The 12,435-nt window shown below is 69.6% G+C and carries 9 protein-coding genes; 2 read left to right on the top strand and 7 right to left on the bottom strand.

Translation table 11 applies throughout. From position 1 onward, the window contains the following. Window positions 1-23 precede the first annotated feature (23 nt). Together treS and BFF78_RS13940 are read right to left on the bottom strand one after the other, a co-directional pair. Complete coding sequence (gene treS, locus BFF78_RS13945; RefSeq protein WP_069778635.1) at window positions 24-1,724, bottom strand: maltose alpha-D-glucosyltransferase; 1,701 nt, start codon at window positions 1,722-1,724, stop codon at window positions 24-26. Continuing rightward, complete coding sequence (locus BFF78_RS13940; RefSeq protein WP_069778634.1) at window positions 1,721-3,850, bottom strand: alpha-1,4-glucan--maltose-1-phosphate maltosyltransferase; 2,130 nt, start codon at window positions 3,848-3,850, stop codon at window positions 1,721-1,723. Before BFF78_RS13940 ends, treS begins: the two co-directional genes overlap by 4 nt. Before the next feature lie 332 nt (window positions 3,851-4,182). Here BFF78_RS13940 and BFF78_RS13935 point away from each other — a divergent pair, with 332 nt between their 5' ends. Continuing rightward, complete coding sequence (locus BFF78_RS13935) at window positions 4,183-6,801, top strand: glycosyltransferase family 1 protein (protein WP_069778633.1); 2,619 nt, start codon at window positions 4,183-4,185, stop codon at window positions 6,799-6,801. Between the two features lie 18 nt (window positions 6,802-6,819). On the opposite strand, the gene BFF78_RS49345 is transcribed toward BFF78_RS13935, so the two are convergent. Beyond that, entirely contained in the window at window positions 6,820-6,909 is a 90-nt protein-coding gene (locus BFF78_RS49345) for a DUF397 domain-containing protein (protein WP_165289362.1), read from the bottom strand. Between the two features lie 112 nt (window positions 6,910-7,021). Here BFF78_RS49345 and BFF78_RS13930 point away from each other — a divergent pair, with 112 nt between their 5' ends. Further along, window positions 7,022-7,204, top strand: coding sequence for a hypothetical protein (locus tag BFF78_RS13930; protein WP_069778632.1), 183 nt, complete (start codon window positions 7,022-7,024; stop codon window positions 7,202-7,204). Window positions 7,205-7,224: 20 nt separating this feature from the next. Here BFF78_RS13930 and BFF78_RS13925 read toward each other — a convergent pair whose 3' ends face one another. The 4 genes from BFF78_RS13925 to BFF78_RS13910 form a co-directional block, all read right to left on the bottom strand. Next, window positions 7,225-7,596, bottom strand: a complete 372-nt coding sequence (locus BFF78_RS13925) for a hypothetical protein (protein ID WP_159033003.1) — start codon at window positions 7,594-7,596, stop codon at window positions 7,225-7,227. A gap of 52 nt (window positions 7,597-7,648) precedes the next feature. Then, the gene (locus BFF78_RS13920; RefSeq protein WP_069778630.1) at window positions 7,649-8,170 is read right to left on the bottom strand and encodes a DUF1990 family protein; all 522 of its coding nucleotides are present in this window, start codon (window positions 8,168-8,170) and stop codon (window positions 7,649-7,651) included. A 127-nt stretch (window positions 8,171-8,297) separates the two neighbouring features. Continuing rightward, entirely contained in the window at window positions 8,298-9,947 is a 1,650-nt protein-coding gene (locus BFF78_RS13915; protein WP_069778629.1) for a M4 family metallopeptidase, read from the bottom strand. A gap of 237 nt (window positions 9,948-10,184) precedes the next feature. Further along, window positions 10,185-12,224: a M4 family metallopeptidase gene (locus BFF78_RS13910; RefSeq protein ID WP_069778628.1), complete on the bottom strand. Its 2,040-nt coding sequence runs from the start codon at window positions 12,222-12,224 to the stop codon at window positions 10,185-10,187. Between the last annotated feature and the right edge of the window lie 211 nt (window positions 12,225-12,435).

Below are 12,435 nucleotides of genomic sequence, written 5' to 3'. Positions count from 1 at the left end.
GAAAACCGCCCCACCCACAGGACCTAGGCCGCCTCCCGGCGCAAACGGAACCAGTAGAAGCCGTGCCCCGCGAGGGTGAGCAGGTACGGCAGCTCGCCGATCGCCGGGAAGCGGACCCCGCCGAACAGCTCGACCGGGTGCCGCCCGCCGAACCGGCTCAGGTCCAGCTCCGTGGGCTGCGCGAAGCGGGAGAAGTTGTGGACGCACAGCACCAGGTCGTCCTCGTACTCCCGCAGGAACGCCAGCACCGCCGGGTTCGTGGACTGCAGCTCGGTGTAGGACCCCAGTCCGAAGGCAGGATTCTGCTTACGGATCTCGATCATGCGGCGGGTCCAGTGCAGCAGCGAGGACGGCGAGGACATCGAGGCCTCGACGTTGGTGACCTGGTAGCCGTAGACCGGGTCCATGATCGTGGGCAGGAACAGGCGTCCCGGGTCACAGGACGAGAAACCCGCGTTGCGGTCGGGGGTCCACTGCATCGGGGTGCGGACGGCGTCGCGGTCGCCGAGCCAGATGTTGTCGCCCATGCCGATCTCGTCGCCGTAGTACAGGATCGGCGAGCCGGGCAGGGACAGCAGCAGGGCGGTGAAGAGCTCGATCTGGTTGCGGTCGTTGTCGAGGAGGGGGGCGAGGCGGCGGCGGATGCCGATGTTGGCGCGCATGCGTGGGTCTTTTGCGTACTCGGCCCACATGTAGTCGCGCTCTTCGTCGGTGACCATCTCCAGGGTCAGCTCGTCGTGGTTGCGCAGGAAGATGCCCCACTGGCAGCCGGAGGGGATCGCGGGGGTCTTGGCGAGGATCTCGGAGACGGGGTAGCGGGACTCGCGGCGTACGGCCATGAAGATGCGCGGCATGACCGGGAAGTGGAAGGCCATGTGGCACTCGTCGCCGCCGCCCCGGAAGTCGCCGAAGTAGTCGACGACGTCTTCCGGCCACTGGTTGGCCTCCGCCAGCAGCACCTTGTCGGGGTACTGGGTGTCGATCTCCTTGCGCACCCGCCGCAGGAACTCATGGGTCGCCGGCAGGTTCTCGCAGTTGGTGCCCTCCTGCTGGTACAGGTACGGCACCGCGTCCAGGCGGAACCCGTCGATGCCGAGATCCAGCCAGAACTTCAGCGCGGAGATCATCTCCTCCTGCACCGCCGGGTTCTCGTAGTTGAGGTCCGGCTGGTGCGAGAAGAAGCGATGCCAGTAGTACTGCTTGCGTACCGGGTCGTACGTCCAGTTGGAGGCCTCGGTGTCGACGAAGATGATCCGGGCGTCCTGGAACTGCTTGTCGTCGTCGGCCCAGACGTAGTAGTCCCCGTACGGACCGTCGGGATCCCGTCTCGACTCCTGGAACCACGGGTGCTGGTCGCTGGTGTGGTTCATGACGAAGTCGATGATCACGCGCATGCCGCGCTGGTGGGCGGCGTCCACGAACTCCACGAAGTCGGCGAGGTCACCGAAGTCGGGCAGTACGGCGGTGTAGTCGGAGACGTCGTAACCGCCGTCCCTGAGCGGTGACTTGAAGAACGGCGGCAGCCACAGGCAGTCCACGCCGAGCCACTGCAGATAGTCGAGCTTGGCCGTCAGACCCTTCAGGTCGCCGATGCCGTCGCCGTTGCTGTCCTGGAAGGAGCGGACCAGGACCTCGTAGAAGACGGCACGCTTGAACCAGTCCGGGTCCCGGTCCCTCGCGGGAGTGTCCTCGAAGGTGTCCGGGACGGGCTCATTGACGATCATATTGTGGGTGACCCTCCGATCTGCGGGTTGGACGGTCGCAGGACGCTCAGGACATGCGCGGGCCTGTGACCCGGTTCGAGGCGCACATAGCTGGTCCTGCCCCAGTGATAGGTCTCGCCGGTGAGCTCGTCGCGCACCGGCACCGACTCGTGCCATTCCAGGCCGAGTTGCGGCATGTCCAACGAGACCGTTGCCTCCTGGGTGTGGTGGGGGTCGAGGTTGGCGACCACCAGAACCGTGTTCGACCCGCTCCGCTTCGAGTAGGCGATCACCGCGTCCTTGTCGGCGTGGTGGAAGTGCAGATCGCGCAGCTGGCGCAGGGCGGGGTGCTGCCGTCGGATGGTGTTGAGCCTGGTGATGAGCGGCGCGATGGTGCGGCCCTCGCGTGCCGCCGCCTCCCAGTCGCGTGGCTTGAGCTGGTACTTCTCCGAGTCCAGGTATTCCTCGCTGCCCTGCCTCAGCGGGGTGTTCTCGCACAGCTCGTAGCCGCTGTAGACGCCCCAGGTGGGGGAGAGGGTCGCGGCGAGCACGGCGCGTACCTCGAAGGCGGGCCGGCCGCCGTGCTGGAGGTAGGCGTGCAGGATGTCCGGGGTGTTGACGAAGAGGTTCGGCCGCATGTAGGCAGCCGCCTCACCCGCCAACTCGCTGAAATATTCGGTGAGTTCGCGCTTGCTGTTGCGCCAGGTGAAGTACGTGTACGACTGCTGGAAGCCGATCTGGGCGAGGGTGTGCATCATCGCCGGGCGGGTGAACGCCTCGGCCAGGAAGATCACGTCCGGATCCTTGCGGTTGACCTCGGCGATGACCCGTTCCCAGAAGACCACCGGCTTGGTGTGCGGGTTGTCGACCCGGAAGATGCGCACGCCGTGGCTCATCCAGTGCCGCAGGAGCCGTACCGTCTCGGCGGTCAGGCCGTCCATGTCCGCGTCGAAGGCGATCGGATAGATGTCCTGGTACTTCTTCGGCGGATTCTCCGCGTAGGCGATGCTCCCGTCCGGCCGGTGGTGGAACCACTCCGGATGCTTGTGCACCCATGGATGGTCGGGGGAGCACTGCAGGGCGAAGTCCAGCGCGACCTCCAGCCCCAGCTTGTGCGCCTCGCCGACGAAGAAGTCGAAGTCCTCGATCGTGCCGAGACCGGGGTGGACGGCGTCGTGCCCGCCCTCGGGAGAGCCGATCGCCCACGGGACGCCCACGTCGTGCGGCCCGGCGGTGAGCGTGTTGTTGCGACCCTTGCGGAACGTCGTGCCGATGGGGTGGATGGGCGGGAGGTAGACGACGTCGAAGCCCATCTCCGCGATCGGCCGCAGGCGGCGCGCCGCCGTGCGGAAGGTGCCGTGCGGCTGCTCGGCGGTGCCCTCCGAGCGCGGGAAGAACTCGTACCAGGCGCCGTACAGGGCGCGTTCGCGCTCCACCAGCAGCGGCATCGGGTCGGAGGCGGTGACCAGCTCCCGCAGCGGATAGCGGGCCAGTACGGCGGTGACCTCCGGCGCCAGTGCCGCCGCGAGGCGCCAGGCGGCGGGGCGGTTCTCGTCGCGCAGGGCCGCCACCGCCGCCCGCACCACCGGCCGTTGCCCCTTCGGGACCCCGGCGGCCGCACGCTCGTACAGCCGCGCGCCCTCCTCCAGGACCAGTTCGGTGTCGATGCCCGCCGGGATCTTGATGCCGGCGTGGTGCTGCCAGGTGGCGACCGGGTCGGACCAGGCCTCCACCGTGTAGGTCCAGCGGCCCGGTTCGCCCGCGGTGACGGTGGCGCCCCAGCGGTCGGTGCCCGGGGCGAGTTCGCGCATCGGCGTCCACGGCCCGGCCCGGCCCGCCGGGTCGCGCAGCACCACGTTCGCCGCGACGGCGTCGTGTCCCTCCCGGAAGACGGTGGCGGACACCTCGAACGACTCACCGGTCACGGCCTTGGCCGGCCTGCGCCCGTGCTGGACCACGGGGCGTACGTCGAGGACGGGGATACGGCCGAGAGTGGTTGCCCCGGAGACGAGCGCAGGGTCGGCGGGGCCGGGCGGCCCGGGCACGTCGGCCGCGGGCTTCACGGCTTTCTTGCCCGGGGTTTTCTTCGCTGCTGCCTTGGCCTTGCCGCTGTTCGAGGGTGAGGACGAGTGGTGCGTGGCGGGCATGACCGCTCCTGTCCGCGTCAACGTGGGTGTGGGCGGAGGATGTGGGGAGGTGGGTCCTGCGGAAGTGCTGTGGGACGCCTGTGGGGTGTGTACCGGAGGAGCCTTCCCACCCTCTTCGGGTGGGCAATCCGGAACTCTGTTAACTACTCACGCGTATGTCCACCCGCGAGACCGGCCCCCTTTCTTCCGGGTGCCCCCGCGACCGCCTCTTAACGCCCCGACACCCCCGCCGGGCGCGTCCCCACCGACCCCCGGGTAACCACTACCGTCGACAGTGACGAGGAGACGTACAGCGCCGTGCGTCTCACCCCGTGACGCGCCCGAGGTGGCATGTGAAGGCGATCCGTCGGTTCACCGTCCGTCCCGTTCTCCCCGAACCCCTCCGGCCGCTGAGCGACCTGGCGCGCAATCTGCGCTGGTCCTGGCATGCGGAAACGCGCGATCTGTTCCAGTCCGTCGACCCCGAGGCCTGGGCCGCAGCCGGGGGCGACCCGGTGCGGATACTGGGCCGGGTGCGACCGGCCCGGCTGGCCGAACTGGCGGGCGACCGGCGCTTTCTGCGCCGTCTCACCGCGGCCGCCGACGACCTGGACGACTATCTGACCGGCGACCGCTGGTACCAGACCCAGGCCGACGGCCTGCCCGCCGCCGTCGCCTACTTCTCCCCGGAGTTCGGCATCACGGCCGCGCTGCCCCAGTACTCGGGCGGCCTCGGCATCCTGGCAGGGGACCATCTGAAGGCGGCCAGCGATCTCGGCGTACCCCTGATCGGGGTCGGGTTGCTGTACCGGCACGGCTACTTCCGGCAGACCCTGTCCCGCGACGGCTGGCAGCAGGAGCACTACCCGGTGCTCGACCCCAACGAGCTGCCCCTCACCCGGCTGAAGGAGGCCGACGGCGCCCTGGCGCAGGTCTCCCTCGCGCTGCCCGGCGGCAAGGCCCTGCACGCCCGGATCTGGCTGGCCCAGGTCGGCAGGGTGCCGCTGCTGCTCCTGGACTCGGACGTGGAGGAGAACGACCTCGGCGAACGCGGGGTGACCGACCGGCTCTACGGCGGCGGCAGCGAGCACCGGCTGTTGCAGGAGATGCTGCTCGGGATAGGGGGTGTGCGGGCGGTGCGGACGTACTGCCGGCTCACCGGGCACCCGGAGCCGGAGGTGTTCCACACCAACGAAGGCCACGCCGGTTTCCTCGGTCTGGAGCGGATCGCCGAACTGTGCGAGCGGGGCCTCGATTTCGAGTCGTCCCTGGAGGCGGTGCGCGCCGGCACGGTCTTCACCACCCACACCCCCGTCCCGGCCGGCATCGACCGCTTCGACCGGGAACTGGTCGCCCGGCACTTCGGGGCGGACGCGGAGCTCCCCGGCATCGATGTGCAGCGTGTCCTGACCCTGGGGATGGAGACGTACCCGGGCGGCGAGCCCAACCTGTTCAACATGGCCGTGATGGGGCTCAGGCTGGCCCAGCGGGCCAACGGGGTGTCGCTGCTGCACGGTCAGGTCAGCCGGGAGATGTTCGCGGGCCTGTGGCCGGGATTCGACCCCGAGGAGGTGCCGATCACCTCGGTGACCAATGGGGTGCACGCCCCGACCTGGGTGGCCCCGGAAGTCCTGCGCCTGGGTGCCCGTCAGGTCGGCTCCGAGCGGGCCGAGGACGCGCTGACCGTCGGCGGCTCCGAACGCTGGGACTCGGTCGCGGAGATCGACGACCAGGAGATCTGGGAGCTGCGCCGCACCCTGCGCGAACAGCTGGTGCTGGAGGTGCGGGAGCGGCTGCGGGCGTCGTGGCGGCAACGCGGCTGCGGAGACGCCGAGTTGGGCTGGATCGACGGGGTCCTGGACCCGGACGTCCTGACGATCGGCTTCGCGCGCAGGGTCCCGTCGTACAAGCGCCTGACCCTGATGCTGCGCGACCGCGACCGCCTGATGGAGCTGCTGCTGCACCCGGACCACCCGATCCAGATCGTCGTCGCGGGCAAGGCGCACCCGGCGGACGACAGCGGCAAGCGCCTGGTCCAGGAACTGGTCCGCTTCGCCGACGATCCCCGGGTCCGCCACCGCATCGTCTTCCTCCCCGACTACGGCATGGCGATGGCGCAGAAGCTCTACCCCGGCTGCGACGTCTGGCTGAACAACCCCTTGCGCCCCCTGGAGGCGTGTGGCACCTCGGGCATGAAGGCGGCCCTGAACGGCTGTCTCAATCTCTCCGTCCTGGACGGCTGGTGGGACGAATGGTTCCAGCCGGACTTCGGCTGGGCCATCCCGACGGCGGACGGCGCGGCCACGGACGCCGACCGCCGTGACGACATCGAAGCGGCGGCGCTGTACGACCTGCTGGAGCAGCGGATCACGCCCCGCTTCTACGAGCACGGCAGGGGAGGGCTCCCCGACCGCTGGATCCAGATGGTCCGCCAGACCCTCACCCTGCTCGGCCCCAAGGTGCTGGCCGGCCGCATGGTCCGCGAGTACGTCGACCGCCTCTACGTCCCCGCCGCCCAGGCACACCGCGCACTGACCCCGGACACGGCGAGCGACCTGGCCGCCTGGAAGGCCCGGGTGCGGGCGGCCTGGCCCGGGGTGAGCGTGGACCACGTGGAGACGACCGCGACGACGGCCACGGCGGAACTGGGCTCGACGGTGGGCCTGCGGGTCCGGGTGGCCCTCGGCTCGCTCACCCCGGACGACGTGGAGGTCCAGGCGGTATCGGGCCGGGTGGACGCGGAGGACCGCATCACGGATGCGACGGTGGTCCCGCTGAAGCCGACCGGTGCCCCGGACCTGGAGGGCCGCCTGCTGTACGAGGGCCCGCTGGCCCTCGACCGCACCGGCCCCTACGGCTACACGGTCCGCATCCTCCCGAGCCACCGCCTGCTGGCCTCCGCCGCGGAACTGGGGCTGGTGGCCGTGCCTTCGGAGGAGGGGGTGGAGGGGGCGGGGGTGTTGTTGCGCTAGCGGCTGCCGCGGGCCGCGCTACGGCGTCCTCTTGAGACCCTCGACGAAGAGGTCGAAGGACCCGGCCGGGACGGCGAGGGTGCCGGCGGCCGGGTCCTTGGACGGCACGGGAGTACTGGGGGTGGCAGCCGACGGCGCGGTTCGGGGGCGGGGGGAAATTCGTGTGGTGCGAACTTGTGGCGGCGTAGCTCGTTGATCACCGCGATGGAAGGGAGAGCTGATGGTCGGCTCGTCGCATGAGGCGTTGCACCGGACCCTGCGCATCCTGGAATGGCGCGGCGTCTCTGTGTCCGACTCCGTCCGCGAGCGCGTGCTGGCCTGCACGGACCTGGACCAGCTGGAGGTCTGGGCCCAGCGAGCCGTACACGCCACGGACGCGACGGAGTTGTTCACCGCGGAGTGAGCACGTGACCGCATAAGGCTCTATGGCACGATCAGGTGCAGTCCGGCGCAGTCGTCCCCGCCGGACGGGTCCGGGGCGTACAGCCAGTAGACCGTCATGAGCAGCAGGAGCGTGAGCGGCGTGGCCAGGACGGCCGACACCAGGGCCGGTCCCCGCCGTTCGGTGCGGGGCAGGGTGGCGAACAGCAGCAGGGCGCCCAGGGCGCAGGCGAGGCCCGTCCATGCGGTGACGTACATGCGTGTCGACGGGCCCAGGTAGTGGCAGTTCTGGAAGGTGTCGGTACTCCAGGCCAGGTGGGCGGCCAGCAGGCCGGCCGAGAGGGCGGTCAACAGGGGGACGAGCAAGGGGAGGCGGCGGCTGCTCGGTGTGGACGCGCGGAGGGGAGAAGTCATCGGTGCCTGTCCGGTGCGGGTGGGTTCAGTGGCGCTCATGGCGGACCGCGGCTCAGGCCTCGTCGAACTCGGCGCACAGCTTGCGCAGCACCGCCCCGCACCGTCGGGCGTACGCGTGCTGCAGCCCCCGGGTCGCCGGGCCGCCCGCCTTCGCGTACCACTTGGCCGGCTTGCTGAAGGCCGCGACCGTCAGCCAGACCGTGCCGTCGCCCGTGCGGTCGACCATGAAGGCCTCCTCGCCGCACTCGGGGTGACCCTCCAGGGTGCCGTACGCCCAGCCCACCCGGCGGGGTTCCTCCGTCGTCCAGATGATGCGGCAGGGGGCTTTCAGCAAGCCCGCCAGGGTGACCGCGACGTCCGTGCCGGGGGACGCGCGGTCGGCCGCCGAGTCGATGCCCACGCCCACGGCTCGGTGCATCTCCCAGCTGAGAACCGCCTCGGAAGCCCGTTGGAAGACCTTGTGGCCCTCGCCGAGGCGGGTGCGGACGAGGAGGGGGTGGAAGCCGGGCGGGCAGTAGGTCAGGTCGTCGCGGGTCGAGCCGACCGGCTCGTAGGTGAAAGGCGCCGAGGACATGGGTCACAAGGGTAGGGCGGCACCCGGGGCGTTTTCCGCCCGGGTGCCGCCCGTCCTCAAACGTGTGGCCTCAAACGTGTGACCTCGGCCATGCGATCTCAGCCGTGCGTGCCTCAGCCGTGCGACCTCAGCTGACGTTGACCGCCGACCAGGCCGCGGCCACCGCCTTGTACTCGGTGCTGCCGGAGCCGTACAGGTCCGCCGCCGCCTGCAGAGTGCCCGAGCGGGCGCCCGCGTAGTCGGTGGTCGACGTGAAGTACGTCGTCAGCGCCTTGTACCAGACCTGCAGCGCCTTGTCCCGGCCGATGCCGGTGACCGTGGAGCCGTTGGAGGTCGGGGAGTTGTACGAAACCCCGTTGATCACCTTGGCGCCGCTGCCCTCCGACAGGAGGTAGAAGAAGTGGTTCGCCACGCCGGACGAGTAGTGGACGTCCAGGTCGCCGACGGAGGAGGACCAGGAGTCGGCGGAGCTGCCGTCCTTGCTGGGCTTGTCCATGTAGCGCAGCGGGGTGCCGTCGCCGTTGATGTTGATCTTCTCGCCGATGAGGTAGTCACCCTTGTCGGACGAGTTGTTGGCGAAGAACTCCACGCCGGTGCCCATGATGTCGCTGGTGGCCTCGTTCAGGCCGCCGGACTCACCCGAGTAGTCCAGGCCCGCCGTGTTCGCGGTGACGCCGTGGCTCATCTCGTGGCCGGCCACGTCCAGCGAGGTCAGCGGGTCCTTGTTGCCCGACCCGTCGCCGTAGGTCATGCAGAAGCAGCTGTCGTCCCAGAAGGCGTTGACGTAGTTGCTGCCGTAGTGGACGCGGGAGTAGGCGCCGACGCCGTCGTTCTTGATGCCGCTGCGGCCGAACGTGCTCTTGTAGAAGTCCCAGGTCTCCTGCGCGCCGTAGGCGGCGTCCGCGGCGGCCGTCTGGTCGCTGGAGGAGGTGGAGGCGGTGCCCGTGCCGAAGGTGTTGGTCGAGTTGCTGACCAGGGTGCCCTTGCCGGACGTCTTGCGGGCGAGGTTGTAGGTCTTGTGACCGCCCCGGGAGGCGTCGGTCAGGTTGTACGACGAGCCCGACTGGGTGGTGGTGAGGCTGACCGTGCCGGAGTACAGCGTCTTGCCGGTGCCGGTCGCGTTCTCGATGCCCTGGTACGCGAAGAGCTTCTTGCCGGTGGCGGCGTCGGTGATGACGTGCAGCTGGTTGGGGGTGCCGTCGTCCTGGAGGCCGCCGACGACGGTCTCGTAGGCGAGGACGGGCTTGCCGGAGCCGGCCCAGATCACCTTGCGGGCGCCGTCCGCGGTGGACTTGGCGGAGCCGAGGGTCTTGGCGGCGCCGACCGCCTGCTGCTCCGCCTTGGCGGCGGTGATCTGCGGCTTGAGCGAGGCCACCTTGATGGCCGCCTTGGTCGCCTTGGTGACGCCCTTGGTCTTGCCGGACTTGGCGGTGTGGACGACGAGGTCGCCGCCGAGCACCGGCAGGCCCGCGTAGGTGCGCTCGTAGCGGGTGTGGACGGTGCCGTCGGCGTCTCTGACGACGTCCTTGACGACCAGCTTCTCCTTGGCGCCGAGGCCCAGCTGCTGCGCGGTCTGCGCGGCGCCGGCCTGCGCCTGCTGTATCAGGGAGGTGCGGGCGGCGGCGGACAGCGCGGTCGGGGCGGCGCTGAGGGGCGCGCTGCTCTTGCCGGCGGCGGTCGCGGTGCTGGCCAGACCGGTGGAGATGAGGGCTCCGGCGGCGACGGCGGTGGCGATGGCCAGAGTGGCGCGCTGGTGACGCGTGTAGCGGGGGCTCACGCAAGCTCCTTCGTGTGGGGAGTCCGGTCAGCGTGGGGTTACTGGCCGGAACGATGGGATGAAGGTCTGCGGCGGGTGAGGGAAGAGTGACATCAGGGGCGCGTACATGTCATGACCCTGAAGTGATGTTGGCCGAAAGCTGAGTGTCCGAGAAACGTTTCGGGTGTGTTAACCGGTGCCGCCCGAGGGTGTGGGACCCTCGGACGGCGCCCAGTTCCCGGGCTTTTGGCGACCCGTTTACGGGAATGTCAGCTTCCAGCCGTTGATCGTTCCGGTGTCGTAGGTGGCCTGATCCTGTACCCGCAACTTCCAGGTCCCGTTGGCCGGTTCGGCGGAGGCGTTGACCGTGTAGGTCTGCTTCACGTTGTGCGCCGAGTCCGAGGAACTGAAGTCCTTCAGGCGGTACGCGGTGCCCGACGGGCCGACGAGATCGATCACCAGGTCACCCCGCCAGGTGTGCGTGATGTCCACGCTCACCTGTAGGTTGCCCGGCGCGTTTCCGCTCCTGCCGGAGACCGTGATGTCCGAGGTGACGGCGGGTCCGTTGTCCGGGATGGCCACCTGGACATTGCTCTCGTACGTCGAACCGCCGCCGTCGCCGCCGCCGGAGCGCGAACCGACCGCCACGGCCGCCCAGGCGTCCTGCACCGCCTTGTACTCGGTGCTGGAGGTGCCGTACAGCTCACCGGCCGCCGCGAGGGTGCCGGTACGGGCGCCCGCGTAGTCGGTCGTGGAGGTGAACTTGGTGGTCAGCGCCCGGTACCAGATCTGCAGCGCCTTGTCCCGGCCGATGCCGGTGACGGGAAGCCCGTCCGCCGTCGGCGAGTCGTAGCTGACGCCGTTGATCACCTTGGCGCCGCTGCCCTCCGACAGGAGGTAGAAGAAGTGGTTGGCGACACCCGAGGAGTAGTGCACGTCGAGGCCGCCCACGCCCGAGTACCAGGAGTCGGCCGAACTGCCGTCCTTGCTGGGCTTGTCCATGTAGCGCAGCGGGGTGCCGTCGCCGTTGATGTTGATCTTCTCGCCGATGAGGTAGTCACCGACGTCCTTGCTGTTGTTGGCGTAGAACTCCACGCCGGTGCCCATGATGTCGCTGGTGGCCTCGTTCAGGCCGCCGGACTCGTCGCTGTAGTCCAGGCCCGCGGTGTTGGAGGTGACGCCGTGGCTCATCTCGTGGCCGGCCACGTCGAGCGAGGTCAGCGGGTCGTTGTTGCCGGACCCGTCGCCGTAGGTCATGCAGAAGCAGCCGTCGTCCCAGAAGGCGTTCACGTACGAACTGCCGTAGTGGACGCGGGAGTAGGCGCCGACGCCGTCGTTCTTGATGCCGCTGCGGCCGAACGTGTTCTTGTAGAAGTCCCAGGTCTCCTGTGCGCCGTAGTGCGCGTCGGCGCCCGCGGTCGCGGCGTTCGACGTGGTGCCGTTGCCCCAGGTGTCGTTGCTCTGCGAGAACAGGGTGCCGGTGCCCGAGGTGCCGTGGTTGAGGTTGTACGTCTTGTGCCCGCCGCGCGCCCCGTCGGTCAGCGTGTACGTCGAACCCGAGTGGGTCGTCGTCAGGTTCACCTGGCCGCTGTACTGGGTGTTGCCGACGCCGGTCTCGATGCCCTGATACTCGAAGAGCCTCTTGCCGGTGGCGGCGTCGGTGATGACGTGCAGCTGGTTCGGGGTGCCGTCGTCCTGCAGACCGCCGACGACTGTCTCGTACGCCAGGACGGGCTTGCCGGAGCCGGCCCAGACGACCTTGCGGATGCTGCTCGCGGCGGACCTGGTCCCGCCACGGGCCTTGGCCCGCTGTACGGCCTGCTTCTCCGCCGCGGCCTGCGACACGGCCGGGGTGAGGCCGGCGACCTTCAGGGTGGCGCCGGTGGCCTTGATGACGTCCATGGTCTTGCCGGACGTGTTGCTGTCCACGACCAGGTCGCCGCCGAGCACCGGAAGGCCGGCGTAGGTGCGCTCGTAGCGGGTGTGCAGGGTGCCGTCGGCGTCCTTGACGACGTCCTTGACGACCAGCTTCTCCTTGGTGCCGAGGCCCAGGGAACGGGCGGTGGCGGCCTTGCCCGCGTCGGCGTGGCGTATCAGCTCGGCGCGCTGCGAGGGTGTGAGCTTCACGGCCACGTGGGCCTTGTTGATCGCGTCGGTCCGGGGCTTCGCCGGTGCGGCGCTGGCCGCGCCCGACTGGACGGCGGCGGCGATCAGGGCGGCGACGCCGGCGAGGGCGACGGTGGCGGTGCGGCGGTGCGAGGTGTGGGAGGTGCGTCTGCGAGAGGATGCGCTTCTCAACACTGACTCCTTCTGCGTGACCGCGGGTCGCGCGGCCAGGGGAGACCGGACGGTGGGTTGGGGCGTCCGGGCAGAACAGGTCGTTACGCGGAACCACGTGCAGGCCGGCTCACGAGGAGCAGACGAACTGTGGGGTTGCTGTGAGTCGGCTTGGGAAGAGTGACAGGCGATCAGCGCGCCTGTCAGGAGCGCGTCACAAAGTTGGCCGGAA

The sequence above is a fragment of the Streptomyces fodineus genome, assembly GCF_001735805.1.
Lineage (GTDB): Bacteria > Actinomycetota > Actinomycetes > Streptomycetales > Streptomycetaceae > Streptomyces > Streptomyces fodineus.
This window is presented reverse-complemented; position numbering and strand designations above follow the sequence as displayed.